Source organism: Moorena producens 3L (assembly GCF_000211815.1).
Classification (GTDB): Bacteria; Cyanobacteriota; Cyanobacteriia; order Cyanobacteriales; family Coleofasciculaceae; genus Moorena; species Moorena producens.
Map to the genome: position 1 here is coordinate 4,076 of NZ_GL890919.1, position 20,175 is coordinate 24,250.

The following is a 20,175-nucleotide window of genomic DNA, read 5'->3' on the forward strand; positions in this document are numbered from 1 at the left end:
TCTGGTACGACAATCACCTGAGCACCTCGCTCTCCCAAGACAATAATGTCCCCAATCTTCTCTCGCACCAATCCAGTTCCCAGAATTGCGCCCAAGAAATCCCGGCGGAGTTGCCGTATCAAACAAAAAATTCCCAGCAATATCCAAACCGACCACCTCTACCTGAGATTGATCCAGAGGCAATTCCTCACGGGCAATCCCTAACCGTTGTCGTTCCGCTTGAGGATATCCCCCCCAAGCCAGTAATTGCACCTCTGTCAACCGTTGAAACTGCTGAGCAACCTCTACCAAAACTGGCGGTGATAGAAAATCAGTCAATACCACCTCCCAAGTCTTAATTGCTTGATCAGCTTGGTCAATCACACGAGCCACATCCTCTCGATTCTCTACACTTTTTAAAAGTTCTTCTCTAGGTAGCATTTATAATAACTTGTTAAAGACGTTTGATTCCAAATTTTAAATAATTATTTCCTCAAATTGTAATTAGGATTTAGCGTAAGCTATCAGCTATCAGCGTGTCGCGTATCAGCTATCAGCTTATGTGCTACGCACACGCTACTTGAGGTGCTATCAGCTAATGCGCTAAGTCACAGGCTAGAAGCCTGTTCCACCCACGCTACACTGAACAGCTTTTGAATAAAATAAGCTGACGGCTGACCGCTGACAGCTGAATGCTTACGATTTAGCAATAGGTAATTAGTTTCCTATAGCATCTATTACCCATTACTAAATATAAAAGTTATCTTTCTTAAATTTTATTGATTTTTATTTACATTTATGGTTAGTTACTTACCACTCTTTGCGCCTTTGGGATTTTTACCACAAAAATAATTGCGCAACCCTTAATTACTCTCCAGGAACTCATACCTTTGAATAGTCTCCGGCTGAAACTGACCCAGAATTTTAGTCCCTAGCTCCGTCAAACTCTCGGATCCCTGAACCACAATTAAGTATTTCCCCTGATTCAGACGGTTCCGATAAGGCAGTGCATCACCACTACCAACACTCAACCCAACCCCACCTCCAACGAAAACGCTACCCATTGCTGCTGCGATCGCACCAAATACCCCTCCCAGGAGATGGTTACCAATTTCACTAGAGAAGCCAAACAGTTTTATTTCAGTTAGCACATTGAACAGATAACCCGCCGCAAATCCAAAGGGAATCAACCAATATGCCATGCGTCGGGCTCCCTTGATTCCCTGTTGTTTGGGGTCAATGAATCCAAACTCATCAGCACTCTTATATCCTCTACCCAAGATACTTACTCGATCCATAGGTAACTCTTCTTTTTCCAAAGCAGTATAAGCTTCTTCTGCCTTAATGCGGTTGGGGAATACAGCAATCACATATTTCATCGCCAGTTGTGCTGATTATCTAGATATGAACTTGACTTGAACTCTTCCTTGAGCTCGTTTTGATCCCCCGCCTCAAGCACAGGGGTTTTCAACAGTGAGAGTTTTGAGAAATTTTCCATCAAAGATGGGGGAAACTTAAAATCTTTTAGATCACTAGCTATCCAGGGATACCTTTGCAGTTAAGATAGCATACTGCGGTCAGAGCTACTGAATGTGAACAAATCGACCTGTTCAACTACATTTCCTTGTAGTTAAGTGCTATTGGATGATGATTCATCTCTAGTACTCTTGGGGTTGATCTTAGTTTCTCATCGAATAGCTCCAGCACCGTGTGTATAGCCCATTAACCTATCTCCTGGTCATGTCTAAGGTTCTTGTTTCTGACTCAATTGATCAAGCTGGGATTGATATCCTTTCCCAAGTTGCTGAGGTTAATTTCAATCCGAATGTATCACCGGAAGAACTATTGACAATTATCCCAGACTATGATGCTCTGATGATTCGCTCTGGCACCCGCGTTACCCAAGAGGTAATTGAGGCGGGCAAGCAACTCAAGATCATTGGTCGTGCTGGTGTTGGGGTTGACAATGTCGATATTCCAGCAGCAACTCGTCATGGGATTGTAGTGGTTAACTCTCCGGAAGGAAATACTATAGCCGCAGCCGAACATGCCCTGGCCATGATGCTAGCTCTATCTCGCCATATCTCCGATGCTAATCAGTCAGTTAAAAGCAATAAGTGGCAGCGTAAGCTTTTTATTGGCACAGAAGTTTACAAAAAAAACCTTGGTGTAGTTGGCTTGGGTAAAATTGGCTCCCATGTGGCAACCGTAGCCCGAGCAATGGGAATGAAGTTGCTGGCCTATGATCCCTTCATTTCCGTGGAACGGGCGGAACAGCTAGGCTGTCGTTTAGTCGAGATGGATTTGCTGTTGCGGGAGTCTGATTACATCACACTGCATATCCCCAAAACTCCAGACACCACTCATCTAATTAATGACGAAGCCATTGCTAAGATGAAGCCGACTGCCCGAATTATCAACTGTTCCAGAGGAGGCATTATTGATGAAGAAGCCCTGGCTAAGGCACTAAAAGAGGGTCAGATTGCTGGTGCAGCATTGGATGTTTATGAATCAGAACCACTAGGAGAATCTCCCTTGCGTGAATTGGGGAAAGAAATAGTTTTGACCCCCCACCTAGGGGCATCTACCGCAGAAGCCCAAGTTAATGTTGCTGTTGATGTAGCCGAACAAATTCGGGATGTCCTCTTAGGCTTACCGGCCCGTTCAGCAGTTAATATTCCTGGATTGTCACCCAATGTGATTGAAAAACTCAGACCATACATGGAGTTGGCAGAAACTCTGGGTAACCTAGTTGCTCAACTGGCGGGGGGACGCATTGAATTACTTGATGTCCGATTACAGGGAGAGTTAGCTACCAACGAAAGCCAGCCCTTAGTGGTTGCTGCCCTGAAAGGCTTACTTTCCCAGGCACTGCGAGAGCGGGTAAACTATGTCAATGCATCCATTGAGGCAAAAGAGCGGGGTATTCGGGTAATTGAAACCAGGGATGCTTCGATGCGAGACTATTCTGGATCCCTACATCTATCAGCTACCGGGTCCATGGGAAAACATTCTGTAACGGGTGCTCTGTTGAATGATGGGGAAATCCACATTACCAGTATCGACGAATTCCCGATTAATGTTCCTCCCACTCACTATATGCTGTTTACCGTACACCGGGATATGCCGGGAATTATTGGTAAAATTGGCTCTCTGCTGGGTAGTTTTAATGTCAATATTGCCAGTATGCAGGTGGGTCGCAAAATTGTGCGGGGTGACGCAGTTATGGTTCTTAGTCTAGATGACCCCTTACCGGAGGGAGTTTTAACAGAGATTATGAAGGTGCCAGGGATTAGGGATGCTCACACGGTAACTTTATAAGTTAAGTACTGAATACGTTCAGTACTGAATACGTTCACTATTGAGTGCTGAGTGCTGGGTGCTGAATATGGGGAAAAGGTTATAGGTACAAAAAATCTTGATCCTTAACCAAGGAGCGCGTATCTCCCCCTCCTAACTCCCCACTCTTCAACTCAGCACTCTTGACCAAAAAGATGGGTTTCAAGCCCCGTCCTTCTAGGACTGCTTTCAAATAATCTGTTATTATCAAACAGTGGCCTAACACAGACAGGATTCGTCGGTACTGTCATAACTCCACGACGTAAAGCGATGTTAGAACCTGAGGCGCGAAAAACCTCATTAAAAACGTATGGATCCTAATAGATACCGAAAACCAGTAAAGCAAACCTTAAAGATTAAAAAGTACCGTGGGGCACACGGAAACTGAGTAAACTCAACGCTTAGGGAGATAAGCCCACTGGGGTTAGTTAAATTAGGCTAGGTATTTGGTTTTTAAACGGGTACTCGGCTTAAGTATTGCCTTTGACGGATAGCTAATTTTAAGGCATGTCGAGGAACTAAGAATCCCCGCTCATAAGCGGGCGGGGAGTGTCAAATCGGAACTAAGATATGGCAAATAGCTGGTGGGAAATTCAAATTTTGTGCGACTCTGCCTTAGAGGATTTAATCTTCTGGCGACTAGAAAAGTTTGGTTGTCGAGGAATGTCCAGCCAGCTTAAGGGACATTCTCAACTAGTGCTTGCTCACTTACCCCAAATACAAGCACAGCTGTTGGATTTGGCCGCCCTTGCCCTTTGGGTAAATCAGGACGCCCTTACTGTAGGGCTGCCAGTACCCATAACTCGGTGGCACCTGATTGATGAGGAAGATTGGGCAAGTAGTTGGAAACAATACTGGGAACCCCAAGAAGTTGGCGATCGCTTTTTGATCTATCCCGCTTGGCTACCTTTACCAGACCCTTCCGAACGGATGTTGTTACGCCTTGATCCTGGAGCAGCATTTGGCACAGGTACCCATCCCACCACTCAGTTATGCCTGGAAGCATTAGAGATGCGTCTAGGCTTCAGCAGTGATCAGGACAATGTGGTAGTGGATATTGGCTGTGGTTCGGGCATTCTCTCCATTGCCTCGGTGTTGTTAGGGGCTACAAAGGTCTATGGCGTCGATACTGACCCCTTAGCAGTGGGTGCTGCCCGCAACAACCGCTCTCTTAACAACATGTCTGACCAGGATCTGGTGATAGAACAGGGTAGTCTAGAAACCTTGTCTAAGCTTACTAATGGTGAACCAGTAGATGGAATCCTCTGCAACATTCTGGCAGAGGTAATTATTGATTTAATTCCACTAATGAGTGCTATAGCGAAACCCACTAGCTGGGGAGTTATCAGTGGTGTGTTATTAGATCAGGTGAAACCAATTGCTGATACCCTAGAACAAAATAACTGGATTGTCGCCACCCTCTGGAAGCATCAGGATTGGTGTTGTTTTAATATTCGGCGTTCTTAATTAGTTATTCTTCATGCAAGTTGTTGGATAGCCTGTTGGATACGGGTGCGCACTGTTAAATCGGTTTCAGTCTTGAACATTTGGGCTAAATGAGTTTTGATAGTCTCAGCCAGCTCTGGATAGGTGACGACTACAGCAGTAGCTAGACCTTGCAATCCTACTACGGAAGAATAACGAACTACCCATTCTGAGTCTTGGCAGGTTAGCAGTAGTGTTTTAAAAGCTTGCTCTTGGGCAGCAGGAATTTTATTTCTAGGCATATCGTCCCAGTCCAGATTGCCCAGACCTTTTGTAGCAGCTCGACGGACGCTCATAGCAAAGTCAGTTTCAGCAGCTTCGATTAAGGTATCGAAGGCTCTAGGATCGCCAATACCTGATAGTGCGCGGATTGCCCAGGCTCTACCTCCGTAGTTATAGTCATCAATTAGGTTTAGCAATTGCGCTACTGCTGTTTTCCCGAATCGCACTATCCCACCAGCAGCTAATTCTGCTGCACCTGGGTTATTGTAGCTAAAAACTGCAATTAAAGTGGGGATTGCAGCTTCTAAATGGGCATTAGCCAGGATTCTCACTGCTTTTACTAAACTATAGGCAGAATCTGCCTCTCTCACAGCTCGAATTAATTCTTGCTCTTGGGTTGTGTTGGTCATGCAGGGGTCTAATATCAAGTCTGGTTGAATACCAATAATCTTAGGGGAGTGTGGGGAGATGGGGAGATGGGGAGATTTTTATTAAGGGTAATTATCCTGATATGATATAAGCTTAAAGGTTGTTTGCCCTAGGTGTTTCCTTCGGCTAGGTTCAAAGCAATAGGTTCAAGGCAAAAAGTAAAAGTATTAAAACTTGCCAGTTGTAACGTAATGGTTAGATAAAATTATTTCAGATTTCATACTTCAGATTTCATACTTCACACTTCAGAGAAGACCATCCATCAAATTCATAATTCTAATTGCAGTCTCCGATAGGTGGCAACCATCAGTGGGATGGCTTTCTAAGTAATTCTCTAGAATTCCTTTGAGCGCGATTAACCTGAGACTATTTTCTGCCCAGGTCTTAGCGATCGCATCTGCTGCTGGTAAATAACCAATTGCCCCGAGATCGGAAAGAGCTGCCCGCCTCAGTTGCACTTGATTAGCACTCAAAGCTTTGATTAAAGGTTCAACATAAGTAGGGTTTTGAGTTAGCTGGTACATCGCCCGTGCGGCGGCATACTGTTCCAACTCGTTGGGATGTTCTAGGAATATTTCAATCAGGTCAATCGCTTCAGTTACACCAAGATTCCCCAAAGCTTCGATCACAGCATTGTAGGGTTGGGCGAGGTGGGGACATCCCGGTATAGGTTGGGCTGCTGATAAACCTCCGTCTAGGAGTTTGATCAGCTTGGGAATACAGGTACGATCTTCTAACATCGCTAAAGATTGTACCGCTGCTTCCCTAACATAAAAATCCGGGCAGTCTAAACAATCAATCAGCGCAGGCACAGCTCGATGGTCTCCTAGTTTGCCCAGTGCCCTGGCGGCATTCCGGCGCAGAGGATATCCTCCTAATTCTGTCTGGTTCTGCTGATCTTGTAGCGCAGCAATTAGGGCATCAATTGCCAGTGGTTCCCGGACTCGGAACTTTCCTAGCCACCATGCTGCATAATAGCGAAGCCCCTGGTCGTTTCCTTTTAGATTTGCGATCGCTTGCTCTACAGTTAAAGACTCAGAGTTATCAGTCTCAACATCATTCTTAAGACTAGGCTGCAACATTGAAACTTGTTAATTTAAACTTGTTAATTTTAATTTTACGCACGCTCCTGTCTCCTGTCTCCTCAAAAAACCTACCAATTTCTTACTTTATCCTTTTACTTGGTAGATATAGGGTACCTAAATCAATTGTGAGCATTTTTGATGCCATATTCCCTACTCCCTACTCCCTGCTCCCTGCTCCCTTTGCTATAGACAAACTAGATAGACAAAACAATGCCCGGAAAGGTCAGCAGACGCTAGTTCTTGCTAACACCTGCTGACCTTTCCAGGCCAAAAGAGCAATTAGCTCAGGGCGTTAATAGCGTAGTCAATGTAGTTATTTGCCTCAGTAGCAGGCTGACCAGTTAAACCATGGTTAGCTTTGATGTACTTGAGGGCTTCGATGTACCAGCTCGGAGACAGCTCGAAGGTACGGTTAATTTCATCTAAACCAGCAATCAAGTACTCATCCATCGGTCCAGTACCACCAGCAACTAGGCAGTAAGTAACCATACGCAGATAGTAACCGATATCACGGGAGCATTTTGCCTTGCCTGTAGCGTCAGATGCATAGGTTGGTCCAGGCATGCTAGTGGTGTAAGGGAATTTGTTATACACCGCTTGGGCTGCACCGTCAGTCAAGGTAGAGGCTTTAGCAGTCAAGGCTTTTGCCGCTTCTAAACAAGCTGTAGCCCGCTGGAATCGACCGAAGGCAGTCTGGATTTCTGTATTACTTAAAAAACGACCTTGAGCGTCAGCAGCAGCGACGGCTTCTGTAAGCGGGGTTTTCATTGTCTAGGTATCTCCCTAATATTTTGTCAAGTTTTCAAAAACGTTTGAAGTTGTGATTGTTAGACAGCAAGTGATATGCCTTCGGCTTTTTAGGCAACCGCACCAGCTGCTTTGTCGAAGTAGCTGCCAATTTCAGCCATCAGAGAGCTGCAATCACCAGGGGTGATGCCATTGGTGTCGTTAGCGATCGCAATCGCAGCATCCTTCATCTTTTCTACACCCACTGCTACCGAAGCACCAGGAGTTCCCAGAGCTAGGTAGGTTTCCCGCAGACCATTGAGGCAGCGGTCTTCCAGCACACTAGCATCACCAGCAAAAATGGCGTAAGTCACATAGCGCAGGATGATTTCCATATCACGCAAGCAAGCAGCCATCCGACGGCTGGTGTAGGCATTACCACCAGGATTGATTAACTGGGGTTGCTCAGCAAACAGGGAGCGAGCCGCGTTAGCCACAATGGTGGAAGAGTTGCTGGTAATGCGGTTGACTGCATCCATCCGCTTGTTGCTGTCCTTCACCATAGCGCTAAGAGCACTTAGTTGGTCAGCACTAATGTATTGACCTTGGGCATCAGCCTGCGAAACAAGCTTAGTAAACGCATCAAACATTGACGGAATCTCCTACGTTAGTTGGTTTTGTTTCAAAACGGGCTTCAGTTAAACAGACTCAGACTGAATCAAACTGAATCAAGCAGTTTGAAACGGGAACGGGATAGAACATGCTCCAGCCACAGCCAATACTCCTATCTCTCTGTCTTTGTCTTTGTCCTAGTCTTTGTCCCATGAGTTTGGTAACAAAACGGATCGTTAAGAAAAATTACAAAACTTCACGTTTTGGTGAGAGACCTAGGAATGCTGTGTTTCAACCGGTTGGTTGGCTTTCGCCTGTCACTATTTACCCTTCAGGTAACTTTTATACAATGATGTCGAGCCTTTATTCGTTACATCTTGTTAAGAGTTTAAGATTTTTTGATGTCTGATTGCAACGGCAGATCAGAACTGGCTTGCTATGGCTACCCTGTGGATTGGCTCCACGTTGGTGCTGGAAGCCTCTTGGTTGCTTACCTCCTGCTCAAGACACAGCTCAGCTGTTTACTCCAGCTAATTGGTCTAGCGGTTGGCAGGTAAGTAACATTTCTTATCAAAACTACAGTCAAAGCTACAGGCTGATAATACCCCAGGCCGATAAGGCGATCGCAATTGTTCCCCCAAGTAAGACTACAGCTCCTGCCTTAGTGAGTACTCCTGCTACAAAGCGCACTGAGGCAGGAGGATAATAGGTTTTGAAACCAATTGGTTGGTATTTGAAGTAACCCAGCTGTTGCAGTTGGGTGCGGTAGTCTTCCGCATAACGAGGCATCCGGGCAAAGGGTAGATCGCCTTGAGTACGCTGCGCTATGATCCGCCGCCGCTGATAAGGCACGGTGTGATCACCAAAGTTTTCCAGGTACTCGTCGCTATCAAGCAGAGCATCAATAAAGTTTTTTAACCCATTAGTAGCCAGCACTATTGACCATGCTAACTTCTCCCGCTTGCTGTAGACATCACGCCCCAAGATGCGTTGTACACACATCTGGACAAAACGGTAGTTGTTGTTGGTCTGATAATTGCGCTGCCAAAAAGGTTCAGATGTTGCTAGACCACGAATGAAGTCGCGCACGGTGATTTGACCAAATCTCAGCTGTGATTCTAAAAAGGTTTGGCGGTTGCTTTTGAGAATCTGTTGTTCATTAAAAATTTGACTATAGGCTGCCCTAATCAACTCATCCATTTCCGATGGAGAGAGTAGATTAGCTGTACTGTATAGTTTAGGCTGCTCATCTCCGGGCACCTCATATCCAGCGACGCGCTGATTTTGGGTTGAGGGAGGATACTCTAGCAAAGGAATTGTCATTAATCACCTCTATGATCGTAAACCTCAGTCACAATCACAGATTAGGGGATTAGGTTCATACAATCCTAACTTTTTTTACGTTTCTTAATTAAAAAACATAATTTGTTATTCTAGCGAAATATAAAGTATGAAGTATGAAGTATTAAGTATTAAGTATGAAGTATGAAGTATGAAGTATTAAGTATTAAGTATTAAGTATTAAGTATTAATACCAAATCCTGTTCCCATACCCCCCTTATCCAAACAGCTATAGATTCCTCGAATAAAAGGATTTGGTCGATTTTTTATAAAGGGGGTGTGGCAAGCGGATTTGGTATAAGTATTAAGTATGAAGTATGAAGTATTAAGTATTAAGTATGAAGTATGAAGTATAGCAGTCGCCAGGGCAGTTAGGACATGACAAAAGTCTCACACCCTTTGTAAGCGCAAGAGTTTGACTTCTGACAAATGACTTCTGACAAATGACTTCTGACTTCTGCTATACTAACTATGAAGTATGAAGTATTAAGTAAGCTGTAACGCATTTAAACGACCTTGTCTTGATGCAAAGCGCCAGTGGCGAGGGGCTGCATCAAGACAAGGATTTGAGGTTTATCAAAAAAATCTGTTTCTGGCTACTGTTGCGCTTTTGCTATCACTGCTAGGGGCGAGGCTAAGATCTTGCACCTTCAATTAAAACCTCTAACATTTAGGAGTATCGAGTCAGGAGCTTCGAGTCATTAGAAATGGATTCAAAATCAATTATTTCCCAGTTAATTGGCAATTAATCAGAGTTTTATCATAAGCCGTCAGCCGTGAGCTAAAAGCTCACGCGTGCGCGTTCAGCCGTCAGCCACAAGCCTTTAGCTGAAGGCTTGTGGCTGACGTTTTATCAACAATAAAATTCTGTATTATTCCCATCAATTCTGTAGTCATCAATTTTGTAGTTTTGTCCTGACTTATGACTCGAAGATCCTGACTCCTGACTCCTGAAAAAACTAAGCAATTTCTTACATCGAACTGAGGTGAAGTTATAACATCCTAATAATTCCAGTAGTGCTTAACTTGCCTGTGCGAGCTTTCGCTCTAGGTCAAACAAGAAACCGTGGATGTACTCCTCAGTCCATTCACTGCCATAAAATCTCTGAAACATACCACGAGCTGGGTCTTTTTCAGCACGATAACCCAGATAACGCAGTTGAGCTTCCTTGATGGCTTCCAGATGCTGGGGATCAGTAATTAATTCTGCCTGATCCACAAAATCCAAGTAGGCTGTCAGATAGTCCTTGAACGCAGCAAACACCCGATTTTCCACTACTTCAGTTTCCTTAGGGCGTGTCCACAGGAAAGCTGGAGAAAAGAACGGTGTTGCTTCCTCAGGGAATTCTCCTCCCCAAGGCAAATGCTGTTGATGGGCCTTGAAAATCGGTAGGATCGGTTCCGTGTAACGAGCTTGATAGGCTGGATCATCCCGGAACAGCGGCTGCATATCCAAGGCAATCAGATGTCCACCAGGTAAGGTCACTAAGTCAGCCCCGAAGAAGGGCAGGTCATAGTTGAGCTGGGGAAAGATCACAAAATTGAGTACCTGTAATGCTGTTCCCCCCTGGACATGAGCCGCTCGAATTTGTCTGATTTTGGGTGCAGCAAAGCCATAACTGGTGGTCAGGACATCTTGCTGCTTTTTCCCTTTCCCCACTGTTGCTAATTTGCTTTCAAACCCAGGGGGAATGGGATAAGGCTGTAGATCAAGACGCTCTTTTAGATATGCGATCGCGTAGTCTAGAAACGGCTGATAGAGAGTCATTTTTGGCTTGGACTAACGGCTAAAGGCATGGCATCTTCAAATAAGAACTCATATAAGAATCGCTCTGCCCACTCGGAACCAAAGTAGCTGCTGAACAAACCATGGGCTGGGTCTCTGTCGGCACTATACTGGTCGTAGTCTTTCTGTGCCTTAACAATGCGCTGAATATCTTCTGGCTCAGTTAGAGGCTCAGCTTGCTCCACCATTTGCCAATATAATGCCAAGTAGTCTTTGTAAGCCTCAAAGACTTCTGTTTGCACTGTCTCTAGGGAATCGATTTTGGCAAACAGTAGATACTTAGAGAAGTACTGGTTAGCATCATAAAACTTCATTTCTAAGTTTTGTGCCAAGTCCTGATAGCGATCGCGAATGGCTCGCATTGGTTCAATGTATTTTTCCTGATATGCTTCATCCCTGAACAATGGCTGAAAGTCTAGAACCACCAGGATCTTCTTTTTGCCAAAGGCTAAGAAGTCAATCCCTAGCAAAGGGAGATCGTAACAGTGACTGGGATACATCACACTGTTAAACACTTGGGAGACTGGTCCAACATCCATGTAGGTATAGCGAATCTTCCGCAATTCTGGGCATTGGTAACACCAGCTTTGAATAATTGACCGATGTTTAGCGCGATCGCTTACCTGGCGTTCTAAGCCTGGGGGAATTGGTTGACTGCTTAAATCAAACCGCTTGAATAGCTCTTTTTCCAGATAGTCCAGGAAAGGCTGATACATTTATATTGCTCGTATACATAGTAAAACCCTTACTGAGCATAGAGGATCGCCATACTTCCTGTCTCATTTCTCCCAGACAAAGAAATAATCGTTAACATTTTGCTTTAGAAGCCTGACTAAGGGTAAGCATTCAGCCGTCAGCTATCAGCTAATGCGCTACGCCCACGCTACAGATGCTGCTATTAGCTAATACGCTACAGATGATGCTAGCAGGAGCTTTAACTGCATGGGGTCGGATCTGTAAAACCAGCCGGGATTTTCTACCAGTCCTACCAGCACCCCCGATGCTGGTTTACTATCGACGGTTTGATGAACTGACGGCTGACTGCTGATAGCTCAATGCTTACGACTAAGCCACGCAAATACCCATCCCCAAATGCCCATACCCATATCTACCTAAGGGGAAGCTTTCCTTGCCACCCTGTCAAAGCATTAGCAAGGAAAGCGCTGCCAGTCAATAGGGATTACTTAAAAACTAATCCTTCATTGTGTTATATGGCAAGGTACTTCATCAAAACTTTGCAAACTCACCAGTCAAATGTACTGAAAATCCCAGTTTTTTCTGTAAGTAGTAAGTAAATAGTAATAAATTACTGAATAGATTACTGAATAGATTATTTTAATTAATTCCCTTTGAGCCGTAATTCGCTAATTTTCCGATTTTAAAGGGAAAATTAAAGTCTTAAGTGCCATTCTATCCGCCTCATCCATGATGGCGGTTTTTACAGCGCGAGTTTTTAGATTAACCTTTAATGATGACTTTAACCCCATTAACTACTATAGCATCAGTATCGATAACTAACCGAGAACTTCAAACTAAACCAGAACTCCAGTTACTCCTTTATTGTGTCCGAACCAGTATCGACGAAACGACTGCTGAGTCTATCAAACGTTTACTGCTTGAGCAAGACATCGACTGGACTTATCTGCTCAAAACAGCTCGCCGTCAGAAAGTCTTACCGCTGCTGTACAATAGTCTCAAAAATACCTGCCCAGACCTGGTTCCCCAGAACATCCTCAAACAACTCCGAGATTATTTCCAGCACTTAGTAGTACACAACACATTTCTGATTCAGAAACTACTCAAGCTCCTGACTCTTCTGGAGAAACACGGAATTTCTGCTATCCCCTTCAAAGGCCCTACCCTTGCTGTTTCAGTTTACGGCAATCTGGGGCTGCGGCAGTTTGGTGACTTAGACATCCTGGTTGATAAGCACGACATCCCCACAGTTAAAGAATTACTCCTGTCTCAAGGGTATCAATTGCAAAAAGACCTAGGCTGGGAGTATCACTTTGTGGATAAAAAGAGTCGAGTCTGTATTGACCTTCACGAGGGGATTGTACCCGATTTATTCTGTTTGCCATTAGATTTTGAGTATTTGCGATCGCATCTTGAGCCTCTATCCCTTGCTGGTAAGACAGTCTCTACTATCTCGCCAGAACAGATGCTGTTAATTCTCTGTGTGCAATTGGGCAAAGACTGTTGTCACTGGAGTGTACGTCTGGCTCAGTTATGCGACGTTGCTGAACTACTGCGTTCTCATCCGCAGTTAGATTGGCGCAGAGTACTGGCAGAGGCTGAAAAGCTCGGTTGTGAACGCATGCTCTTGCTTGACCTTTGCCTAGTCAGGGATTTGCTGGGAATCACATTGCCACAGATAGTCTTAAATAAATTGCAAACCCAACCAGTCTCCCAATCCCTCGCTATCGAAGTACGATCACAACTTTTCCGTGACTTTGAAGTCGGCCCTAAGCTCTCAGAAGCAAAAGGGTTTTGGGCTTTTTTCTTGTCCTACAATCATCGCTTCTACTTCACCATGAGAGAGCGTCTGCATGACAGAGTGATGTACTGTCTCCATTGGCTAAAAAACAGTTTGTTTGTTACCGTCATGCCCAACGAAGCAGATTGGGCGTTACTGTCCCTGCCTAGAGTGCTAGCTTTCCTGTATTATCCAATCCATATAATACGGCTGTTAATTAAGCATGGGATACAACCAATTTTCAGAACTGATCACGAGCCCCACTCCTTGTAAAATTTTTGGCCTTGCTTAATAATGGCATGATTTTAAGCGCACCTCTAGAATGGGCATGTTTGCGTGGAATGGGCATCAGGTGTAGAACTGGCATCTTGCCAGTTTCCTGCTTATTTTCGCGCGGGCAGGATGCCCAGTCTACTCCTATTAATTCCAAGACTGACGCAACGCCTCATATTTATATATAATTTTTCAAAATTATTCGGTAAATTCAATTTACCAAAAGATTTGGGTTTAAAGCCCCGTCCTTCTAGGACGGCTTTTTCTTAAGACTTTGTATTGACAGTTTGTACTAGGTGTGCTACTATAAAATTATAAACAATAAACTAAAAGATTAGATAGATATTATCTAACAATAAGTAGACAACGTAAAAAAATCGGCAAAAGAGTGCAGATTGCGTGATTCCGTCTAACGACTTGAACGTCTATGAAAAATTTAGATAAAAAAAGTACCTATCTATCTATATAAAAAAAAAGAAGGTACGGTGGGGCACACCGAAACCTAGATCTATGATCAGAACGCTTAGGTCGAATCGGCCTCTACTCTTTCTGGTTCCGACCTGGCTGAGCAAGTCGGCTCGTTGAAGTAAGAATCCCCGTTCTTACAGGACGGGGAGTGTCAATTACCCCCTCTTGATGCAGTCGGTCATGAGGGTAACCCCCACAGGTCGGCGCTGTTTTGCGACTCCCGACTCCCTAAATCTGATCACCAAACCGATGCTCTAGAGGGAACTATCTAAAGCAGCAGCTACCACCCGATGCTCTTCATCCTTCATCAGTTCTGCCAATGCTGCTTTAGCATCGGGGGAATCAAATCGTTTGAGGGCACGGGCAACATGCATCCGAATACGCCACCATTGTGAATCTTTCAGAGCCAAAATTTGCTGCAATGCCTCAGTTTCCTTAACAGTACCAGCCAGTAACCCTAGGGCATCAATTCCTGCTTCTCGGACAGTTGGGTCTTCCCCTGCTAAGCCGCAAATACAAATACTATAGAGTTCTTCTGGACAAGACATTTCCACCAAAGCAGCAAGAATGCTACGGCGCACCAGCCAGTGATCATCCTGTTGAAAGCTAGTGACTAGATGAGATATTGACACCTCTCCATACTTGGACAAGGAATTGGAAGCTTCTGCCCTGACATTGGGGTCGGTATCAAATTGCATCAAATTTAATAACGCAGCATAGGACTCGTCAGTCCGTTTATTCCCCAGTCCCATTGCCACAAAGGAGCGCACTAAAAACTCTGGGTCCTTGAGTTTACTTGTGAGTAGGGGAACAGCTACATCTGAACCATACTCTCTCAAAGCAGTAAGTGCCCTGAGGCGATCCTGAGCATTTGGACTTTTGAGAGAGATTTCGATTTGGCGGATGTCCATAGCACTACAGAGCCAGCTTTTTTTACATTTCTTAACAGATTTAATCAAAGATTATCATAATTTAGTATAATTCTCATCAAGTGAACTAACCCTAGCTTCCCCTAGTAGCTAAGGCTAGTTCACTTTATAGTTTTTGTGAACCGTTGCGTTGATGAGATGGTAAGGTCAACCTTAAACCTTAAACCTTAAACCTTAAACCTTAAACCTTGGCCAATAGGCCACGCTACGTGAACAACCTTCAACAAAGATCAACCATGACGACTCAACTAAGCGACTATATCAAAGAGCTAATTACCAAAGCCAGAATTGTCAGCTTTACCAACTGGCAACACTCCTATCCCCCAGGGATTATCGAGCATTTCCAGGCAGCTGATGATCACGGTCGCTATCTTACCGATGATGACTTGCAGCAGATTAAAGCCTGTTCACCAGATACGGAACCCTTAATCAATACAGCCAAATTTTTGCGGGATAACGCTTCTGATATCGTTTCCGAAGCGCGGGAAACCGTATTGGCTCAATATCCTGATATTACTAAACCAGGGGGTGGTCTTTATCCCCCCCCACGAGCAGAAGCCTGTTGGCGAGATTTTTGGCATTTCCTCCGTTGTATTACCTATGGAATTGCTGGCAGTAGCACCAACTTTACTAGTGCTGAAGGACTGCACTATATGAATTTGTTGTACAAAGAATTGCAAGTTCCAATCGCCGCAATGGTATCAGGATTAGAAGAGATAAAGGCAGCTAGTTTAAAGCGATTATATGAACCCGAAACAATAGCTCCCTATTTTGATCATTTAATTAATAAATTGAAAAAATTTAGCTAAACCAATAAATCAGCAAAATAACTATAAACTATAAAATTTAAACGAGATAGTAATGATTTTTAATTAAATTAAAATTTAAAATTTAAATTAACAAAGCAATGTCTATATCCAAATTTAAATACTTCTTTGATTGCTGTGTAGGAACCTGGGTGGCACAACGTACCTATCATAATCTGACTCACCAGGAGGTAGAGCGCTCCCTTACAGAATTCACCATTGAACCCCTGTCTTCTCCCCTTAAAACTAAGGTATTGATAGATAATCAGCAACCTGACTTACCTAATATCAATGACCTGTGTGGTTATCATCTTGGTTTCGAGACAGTTTCTGAAAAAGGTGAACGGGTGTCCCAACAACTGAATATGCTTTTTGTGCCTCAGGTCGAAGAATCAATGATTATAGAGGGAGATTATTTACGCGATCGCGCCTACGAAGAAGCTAAACCTAAAGTCGCTCATTTTAGCTTCGATACCAATAAACTAGAACTTTTGATGACCACCTACTATACCCGTGTGGTATCTGTTGATTCCATTACCCTGATCAATCCCAACTTAAGAATCCGCAAAATTATCAATTACCAGCGTCCTCCAGAAAGTCAACCCCTAGACAAGGTGGTTCTAGTAGGATTTGGGGTGGAGCAAAAAGCTTGATAATTAGCCTAGCATTTTTCAATTAGGTGAGGTACTTTCGTTCTGGGTTAATGGGAGTCGGGAGTCGGGAGTCGGAACCCACCCCTAACCCCTCCCAGGAGGGGAACGGGAATCGGGAATCGGGAATCGGGAATCGGGAATCGGGAATCGGGAATCGGAACCCACCCCTAACCCCTCCCAGGAGGGGAACGGGAATCGGGAATCGGGAATCGGGAATCGGGAATCGGGAATCGGGAATCGGAAACCAATCCTATGTACCTCATTACTATGAGAAATGCTATAAATCCTGTTGATGGTTAACTGTTGACAGTTGACTGTTATGTTTCCGTTGATACTAGTTCTGGTCTCCAAACATAACTGTCACAAAAGTTTACAATTACTAATGTTTAAGGATTGGAGCCACGGTGTATAACTGAAGATGTAAATCCGGGTAAAGGCTCTAATTTACTAGATTTGCGTGAGCTACAACACCACCCCCGCTGATCATTCAGCTGCTATACGCAAACAAAATTGTTAACTTTTTTAAATTAAACTACACATAGCAGATGGAGCTTACTGAATTTATAGAACGTTCTATTGGACGTTGGCGATCGCAACGCAGCGGTCATCACTTAGCGTTTAGTCACTTTGAGGAAATACGGTCAACTATTGATATCGTTGCCCTTGAGGCTGATGACTCAGCTGTGATTGACATTTGCAAACTATACAACATTGATCCCACAACTGCCTTGCATCCCTTTCGCATGAGTTGGGAAGGTGAATCAGATTGGGATGAAGACGACATCCAGTCTGGAAGTTGCGTTCTAGTCCCTATCCCCGATCCTGAAAACCCCGATCGGGGAAAACTCCTCAGAGAGCAAGGCTATGCTGAGACAATTGCAGCAGTGGGCAACTATCACCTAAGTAAAGATGGTACCTTCACTTTGTTAACGGAGTATGACCGAGCAGCTGCTGAAGAACGGATTTGGTTTGCCACACCAAATCTACGTTTTCGGGTGTCCTTGATTAAAACTAGTTCTGGTCAAGGGGTGACTACAGCCTCGTTTTCTTCAGAAATCCGTGACCTATCCCAATCGGACTGAAAGTGACCCGGTTGAACAGTTAAGGTCATAATTTAGATTTTTTTTATCTTTTTTAACCCTAAGTTTTCAATAGATTAATACACCAATGTTGTCTAGTACTACCGATAAAACTACTAGTAATTTACTCACTCTAGCTAGTTGGATGGCTGGAGATTTTAGTAACCAAAAACAAGCGATTGATAATCCTCAGCTTTACGCTCACATTCATGTTTTCTTTAGGCCCTTACCCTTTGATTTCTTTTCGGGTATTGGTTTCTACTCTGAGCAAGCCTATGACTACGATCTTTGGAGTCCCTACCGTCAGGGAGTGCATCGCCTGATTGATAAAGGTGATCATAGTTATATAGAAAATTACAGCCTTAACGATCCAATTCTTTATGCCGGGGCGGCGCGAGAGCCAGATATTCTCAAAACCATCACCCCTGATGTTATAGAACGTCGCTACAACTGTTCAATGATTTTCTGGCGAGAGGGTGACATGTTTCGCGGCAGTGTAGAACCTGGTTGCCAGTGTTTCATCCAACGTAATGGGCGTAAAACCTATCTGGTCAGTGATGTGGAATTGACTGAAACCACTTGGAGCAGCCTAGATCAGGGTATGGATGTCAATACTCATGAGCACGTATGGGGCTCAGCAGCTGGTCATTTACGATTTGAAAAACGGCAAAGTTTTGCTGACGAATTACCTGATTTGTAGCGCCGATTTCTAGTGCCTAGTTATCAGCAATAAGGGATTTGGGTGTAACCCAAATACCAACAAATACCAAGTGAATCAGGGTGGGCAAAGTCATCTAATCTAGACTACTAAAAATAAAATAACCAATTTTTTTTGTCAACCTAAAAGCTAAAATCTGATATTTTATTTTTTTGCTATTCCCTAACTGATGATTTGGTATTAGCCTAAAGCCCAAAATCTAAAACCTAAAACAACTATCATAAAATATTAATTATCATTAGAGTTGAGGATGATTTGTGTACAGCTAATGCTACCGCCGAAAGCTCAAAAAAAGATGCAGTGCTGGATTAGGAGCAGACATTTAATCTGCTCCGGTCACTTTTTTATCTTTGAGACGGTAGAATATACAACAGTTGAACGATTCTCGGAATGTGTCGAGAGTCTCGGAGGAAGTGTAATATCCGTTAAACCCATTAAAAAAATTTGGATTGGCTCCCATCGCCAAGTTATTTTGTATCAAGCTAAAGCGAGCTTACATACACCTCATCATGACCTGAAACAATACTGGATAAAATACGGGAGCTTCCGTACCAGATTTGATGAACGTTCGTGAAAAATCCCCCCACTAAACCAGTTTATAGGTAAGCTATCAGCCGTCAGCCGTCAGTGGTCAGTGGTTAGTGGTCAGTGGTTAGTGGTTAGTGGTCAGCCGTTAGGTCTAGTGACAGTTGTGATATCAAATCCAGATAATTGGGCATTGCTGAATCTTCGCGCTGAATAGGAGTAGAGTGGGCATCCTGCCCTCCCGAAAATATCCCTGTTCTGTCGGCGTTGCTGAACCAAGTAATGAATAGGAGTAGAGTGGGCATCTTGCCCGCTCGACCAGATCTCGAACGGGTGCATCTCAATGCATGCTGTTTGACATGGTGGTGCGTTACGGGCAGCAACATAACCCTGACTACGAGGCGAAAAATGAAGCCCCCCCTAACGCACCCTACGCAAAATTTTCAAAAATGAGATGCACCCTCTCGAACGGGCAAGATGCCCATTCTACAGGTGCGACCCAAGGCCGCGAGCAATCCCTCACGGCCTTGGAGGCGCGCACCTACTTTTAAAATCATTCCATTATTAATATCAAGTCCGGTTGAATACTCATAATAAAAGTGTGTCGAAGGCAGAGGGCATTTGGCAGCTATGCTGAAGCAAAGGAGTAAGGTTTCAAGGGTAATGGTTTTTGATCACTAATTATCCCGACATGATATAAGCAACGCCGATAATTGCGCACACTTACGATATCCAGACCAAACCTTTGTCCCCCTGGTTCCCTGGTCCCCTGCTCCCTTGCTCCCCTCCTGTCATAACCATGCAATTTATTAATGGATGGTACCTGATCACAGCTAAGTACATGTAAGTACATCTAATTATTAAGTTTTGTATATAGCTGCCGAGTCGGTTAAGCGACTCCTGTGTGATCGACTGGTGAGCTGGTAACGAATATTACAAATTATTACTTTGTTGTTAATAAATGAGACGGCGGTTCCGATTATCCTCTAATGTTCATATTGAGCTGGTCAAATTTAATAAATAACCAGCAAGATAGCAAACTAGTTAAGTACCTTTAATTTAAGGAGATTTCAATGCTTGACGCTTTTTCCAGAGCTGTAGTTACAGCAGATAGCAAAACCGCATGTCTCGGTGCTGGAGACCTGGCTGCTCTAAAAACCTTTATTGCCGATGGTAATAAGCGCCTTGATGTTGTAAACAGTATCGCCAGCAACGCCAGCTGCATCGTTTCCGACGCTATTTCT

The 20,175-nt window shown here is 44.0% G+C and carries 22 protein-coding genes and 1 pseudogene; 11 read left to right on the forward strand and 12 right to left on the reverse strand.

Features of this window, described 5'->3' with window-relative positions; all coding sequences use genetic code 11:
• Positions 1-420: pseudogene (locus LYNGBM3L_RS14505) on the reverse strand (YlmH/Sll1252 family protein); the annotation flags it as partial.
• Positions 421-842: 422 nt separating this feature from the next.
• Complete coding sequence (locus LYNGBM3L_RS14510; protein ID WP_008184537.1) at positions 843-1,358, reverse strand: hypothetical protein; 516 nt, start codon at positions 1,356-1,358, stop codon at positions 843-845.
• A gap of 361 nt (positions 1,359-1,719) precedes the next feature.
• Between LYNGBM3L_RS14510 and serA the strand changes: the two genes are divergently transcribed.
• Both serA and prmA read left to right on the forward strand, forming a co-directional pair.
• Positions 1,720-3,300: a phosphoglycerate dehydrogenase gene (gene serA, locus LYNGBM3L_RS14515; protein ID WP_008184540.1), complete on the forward strand. Its 1,581-nt coding sequence runs from the start codon at positions 1,720-1,722 to the stop codon at positions 3,298-3,300.
• Positions 3,301-3,888: 588 nt separating this feature from the next.
• Positions 3,889-4,785 carry a 50S ribosomal protein L11 methyltransferase gene (prmA, locus tag LYNGBM3L_RS14520; RefSeq protein WP_008184542.1) on the forward strand — a complete coding sequence of 299 codons (897 nt, stop codon included), beginning with the start codon at positions 3,889-3,891 and terminating at the stop codon, positions 4,783-4,785.
• Between the two features lie 11 nt (positions 4,786-4,796).
• Here prmA and cpcF read toward each other — a convergent pair whose 3' ends face one another.
• Both cpcF and cpcE read right to left on the reverse strand, forming a co-directional pair.
• Positions 4,797-5,435 (reverse strand): C-phycocyanin alpha-cysteine-84 phycocyanobilin lyase subunit CpcF, encoded by a 639-nt coding sequence (gene cpcF / locus LYNGBM3L_RS14525; RefSeq protein ID WP_008184545.1) that lies wholly within the window; start codon positions 5,433-5,435, stop codon positions 4,797-4,799.
• Positions 5,436-5,699: 264 nt separating this feature from the next.
• Positions 5,700-6,536 (reverse strand): C-phycocyanin alpha-cysteine-84 phycocyanobilin lyase subunit CpcE, encoded by an 837-nt coding sequence (gene cpcE / locus LYNGBM3L_RS14530; RefSeq protein WP_008184547.1) that lies wholly within the window; start codon positions 6,534-6,536, stop codon positions 5,700-5,702.
• 128 nt (positions 6,537-6,664) lie between these two features.
• Between cpcE and LYNGBM3L_RS48655 the strand changes: the two genes are divergently transcribed.
• Positions 6,665-6,796, forward strand: a complete 132-nt coding sequence (locus LYNGBM3L_RS48655; RefSeq protein ID WP_267872034.1) for a hypothetical protein — start codon at positions 6,665-6,667, stop codon at positions 6,794-6,796.
• A gap of 22 nt (positions 6,797-6,818) precedes the next feature.
• Here LYNGBM3L_RS48655 and cpcA read toward each other — a convergent pair whose 3' ends face one another.
• The gene (gene cpcA / locus LYNGBM3L_RS14535; protein WP_008184549.1) at positions 6,819-7,307 is read right to left on the reverse strand and encodes a C-phycocyanin subunit alpha; all 489 of its coding nucleotides are present in this window, start codon (positions 7,305-7,307) and stop codon (positions 6,819-6,821) included.
• 89 nt (positions 7,308-7,396) lie between these two features.
• Positions 7,397-7,915, reverse strand: a complete 519-nt coding sequence (gene cpcB, locus LYNGBM3L_RS14540) for a C-phycocyanin subunit beta (protein WP_008184551.1) — start codon at positions 7,913-7,915, stop codon at positions 7,397-7,399.
• A gap of 363 nt (positions 7,916-8,278) precedes the next feature.
• Here cpcB and LYNGBM3L_RS43560 point away from each other — a divergent pair, with 363 nt between their 5' ends.
• Entirely contained in the window at positions 8,279-8,434 is a 156-nt protein-coding gene (locus LYNGBM3L_RS43560; protein ID WP_154659794.1) for a hypothetical protein, read from the forward strand.
• 31 nt (positions 8,435-8,465) lie between these two features.
• Here LYNGBM3L_RS43560 and LYNGBM3L_RS14545 read toward each other — a convergent pair whose 3' ends face one another.
• The 3 genes from LYNGBM3L_RS14545 to LYNGBM3L_RS14555 all read right to left on the reverse strand — a co-directional run bounded on the left by LYNGBM3L_RS14545 (position 8,466) and on the right by LYNGBM3L_RS14555 (position 11,720).
• Positions 8,466-9,200 carry a phycobilisome rod-core linker polypeptide gene (locus tag LYNGBM3L_RS14545; protein WP_008184553.1) on the reverse strand — a complete coding sequence of 245 codons (735 nt, stop codon included), beginning with the start codon at positions 9,198-9,200 and terminating at the stop codon, positions 8,466-8,468.
• Positions 9,201-10,239: 1,039 nt separating this feature from the next.
• The gene (locus LYNGBM3L_RS14550; RefSeq protein ID WP_008184555.1) at positions 10,240-10,986 is read right to left on the reverse strand and encodes a phycoerythrobilin:ferredoxin oxidoreductase; all 747 of its coding nucleotides are present in this window, start codon (positions 10,984-10,986) and stop codon (positions 10,240-10,242) included.
• Positions 10,983-11,720, reverse strand: a complete 738-nt coding sequence (locus LYNGBM3L_RS14555; protein WP_008184558.1) for a 15,16-dihydrobiliverdin:ferredoxin oxidoreductase — start codon at positions 11,718-11,720, stop codon at positions 10,983-10,985. The genes LYNGBM3L_RS14550 and LYNGBM3L_RS14555 overlap by 4 nt, the downstream gene beginning before the upstream one ends.
• A 752-nt stretch (positions 11,721-12,472) precedes the next feature.
• On the opposite strand from LYNGBM3L_RS14555, the gene LYNGBM3L_RS14560 reads away from it, so the two are divergent.
• Entirely contained in the window at positions 12,473-13,753 is a 1,281-nt protein-coding gene (locus LYNGBM3L_RS14560) for a nucleotidyltransferase domain-containing protein (protein WP_008184559.1), read from the forward strand.
• Between the two features lie 722 nt (positions 13,754-14,475).
• On the opposite strand, the gene LYNGBM3L_RS14565 is transcribed toward LYNGBM3L_RS14560, so the two are convergent.
• Positions 14,476-15,132: a HEAT repeat domain-containing protein gene (locus LYNGBM3L_RS14565; protein WP_008184562.1), complete on the reverse strand. Its 657-nt coding sequence runs from the start codon at positions 15,130-15,132 to the stop codon at positions 14,476-14,478.
• Between the two features lie 254 nt (positions 15,133-15,386).
• On the opposite strand from LYNGBM3L_RS14565, the gene LYNGBM3L_RS14570 reads away from it, so the two are divergent.
• Both LYNGBM3L_RS14570 and LYNGBM3L_RS14575 read left to right on the forward strand, forming a co-directional pair.
• Positions 15,387-15,959, forward strand: a complete 573-nt coding sequence (locus LYNGBM3L_RS14570) for a bilin-binding protein (protein WP_008184563.1) — start codon at positions 15,387-15,389, stop codon at positions 15,957-15,959.
• A gap of 98 nt (positions 15,960-16,057) precedes the next feature.
• Positions 16,058-16,609: a phycobiliprotein lyase gene (locus LYNGBM3L_RS14575; protein ID WP_008184565.1), complete on the forward strand. Its 552-nt coding sequence runs from the start codon at positions 16,058-16,060 to the stop codon at positions 16,607-16,609.
• A gap of 84 nt (positions 16,610-16,693) precedes the next feature.
• Here the strand turns inward: LYNGBM3L_RS14575 and LYNGBM3L_RS43565 are convergent, their stop codons facing one another.
• The gene (locus LYNGBM3L_RS43565) at positions 16,694-16,960 is read right to left on the reverse strand and encodes a hypothetical protein (RefSeq protein ID WP_154659795.1); all 267 of its coding nucleotides are present in this window, start codon (positions 16,958-16,960) and stop codon (positions 16,694-16,696) included.
• Positions 16,961-17,154: 194 nt separating this feature from the next.
• Between LYNGBM3L_RS43565 and LYNGBM3L_RS14580 the strand changes: the two genes are divergently transcribed.
• From LYNGBM3L_RS14580 to LYNGBM3L_RS36515, 3 genes are all read left to right on the forward strand, one after another.
• Entirely contained in the window at positions 17,155-17,691 is a 537-nt protein-coding gene (locus LYNGBM3L_RS14580) for a phycobiliprotein lyase (RefSeq protein ID WP_008184568.1), read from the forward strand.
• A gap of 85 nt (positions 17,692-17,776) precedes the next feature.
• On the forward strand, positions 17,777-18,388 hold the full coding sequence (locus tag LYNGBM3L_RS14585; protein WP_008184570.1) for a chromophore lyase CpcT/CpeT: 612 nt from the start codon (positions 17,777-17,779) through the stop codon (positions 18,386-18,388).
• Positions 18,389-18,656: 268 nt separating this feature from the next.
• Positions 18,657-18,980, forward strand: a complete 324-nt coding sequence (locus LYNGBM3L_RS36515; protein ID WP_008184573.1) for a hypothetical protein — start codon at positions 18,657-18,659, stop codon at positions 18,978-18,980.
• Between the two features lie 85 nt (positions 18,981-19,065).
• Here the strand turns inward: LYNGBM3L_RS36515 and LYNGBM3L_RS40735 are convergent, their stop codons facing one another.
• Entirely contained in the window at positions 19,066-19,317 is a 252-nt protein-coding gene (locus LYNGBM3L_RS40735) for a hypothetical protein (RefSeq protein WP_131827233.1), read from the reverse strand.
• Positions 19,318-20,004: 687 nt separating this feature from the next.
• On the opposite strand from LYNGBM3L_RS40735, the gene LYNGBM3L_RS14600 reads away from it, so the two are divergent.
• The coding region (locus LYNGBM3L_RS14600) for a bilin-binding protein (protein WP_008184577.1) at positions 20,005-20,175 on the forward strand (171 nt) is incomplete at its 3' end.

Excerpts from the sequence above, each read along its gene's own strand:
- LYNGBM3L_RS14560 (WP_008184559.1), top strand. The coding sequence starts at position 12,473 with ATGATGACTTTAACCCCATTAACTACTATAGCATCAGTATCGATAACT.
- LYNGBM3L_RS36515 (WP_008184573.1), top strand. The coding sequence starts at position 18,657 with ATGATTTGTGTACAGCTAATGCTACCGCCGAAAGCTCAAAAAAAGATG.
- cpcB (WP_008184551.1), bottom strand. The coding sequence starts at position 7,915 with ATGTTTGATGCGTTTACTAAGCTTGTTTCGCAGGCTGATGCCCAAGGT.
- cpcF (WP_008184545.1), bottom strand. The coding sequence starts at position 5,435 with ATGACCAACACAACCCAAGAGCAAGAATTAATTCGAGCTGTGAGAGAG.
- LYNGBM3L_RS14545 (WP_008184553.1), bottom strand. The coding sequence starts at position 9,200 with ATGACAATTCCTTTGCTAGAGTATCCTCCCTCAACCCAAAATCAGCGC.
- LYNGBM3L_RS14575 (WP_008184565.1), top strand. The coding sequence starts at position 16,058 with ATGTCTATATCCAAATTTAAATACTTCTTTGATTGCTGTGTAGGAACC.
- LYNGBM3L_RS14570 (WP_008184563.1), top strand. The coding sequence starts at position 15,387 with ATGACGACTCAACTAAGCGACTATATCAAAGAGCTAATTACCAAAGCC.
- prmA (WP_008184542.1), top strand. The coding sequence starts at position 3,889 with ATGGCAAATAGCTGGTGGGAAATTCAAATTTTGTGCGACTCTGCCTTA.
- LYNGBM3L_RS14555 (WP_008184558.1), bottom strand. The coding sequence starts at position 11,720 with ATGTATCAGCCTTTCCTGGACTATCTGGAAAAAGAGCTATTCAAGCGG.
- cpcE (WP_008184547.1), bottom strand. The coding sequence starts at position 6,536 with ATGTTGCAGCCTAGTCTTAAGAATGATGTTGAGACTGATAACTCTGAG.
- serA (WP_008184540.1), top strand. The coding sequence starts at position 1,720 with ATGTCTAAGGTTCTTGTTTCTGACTCAATTGATCAAGCTGGGATTGAT.
- LYNGBM3L_RS43560 (WP_154659794.1), top strand. The coding sequence starts at position 8,279 with ATGTCTGATTGCAACGGCAGATCAGAACTGGCTTGCTATGGCTACCCT.
- LYNGBM3L_RS40735 (WP_131827233.1), bottom strand. The coding sequence starts at position 19,317 with ATGTTGCTGCCCGTAACGCACCACCATGTCAAACAGCATGCATTGAGA.
- cpcA (WP_008184549.1), bottom strand. The coding sequence starts at position 7,307 with ATGAAAACCCCGCTTACAGAAGCCGTCGCTGCTGCTGACGCTCAAGGT.
- LYNGBM3L_RS14550 (WP_008184555.1), bottom strand. The coding sequence starts at position 10,986 with ATGACTCTCTATCAGCCGTTTCTAGACTACGCGATCGCATATCTAAAA.
- LYNGBM3L_RS14585 (WP_008184570.1), top strand. The coding sequence starts at position 17,777 with ATGTTGTCTAGTACTACCGATAAAACTACTAGTAATTTACTCACTCTA.
- LYNGBM3L_RS14510 (WP_008184537.1), bottom strand. The coding sequence starts at position 1,358 with ATGAAATATGTGATTGCTGTATTCCCCAACCGCATTAAGGCAGAAGAA.
- LYNGBM3L_RS14580 (WP_008184568.1), top strand. The coding sequence starts at position 17,155 with ATGGAGCTTACTGAATTTATAGAACGTTCTATTGGACGTTGGCGATCG.
- LYNGBM3L_RS14565 (WP_008184562.1), bottom strand. The coding sequence starts at position 15,132 with ATGGACATCCGCCAAATCGAAATCTCTCTCAAAAGTCCAAATGCTCAG.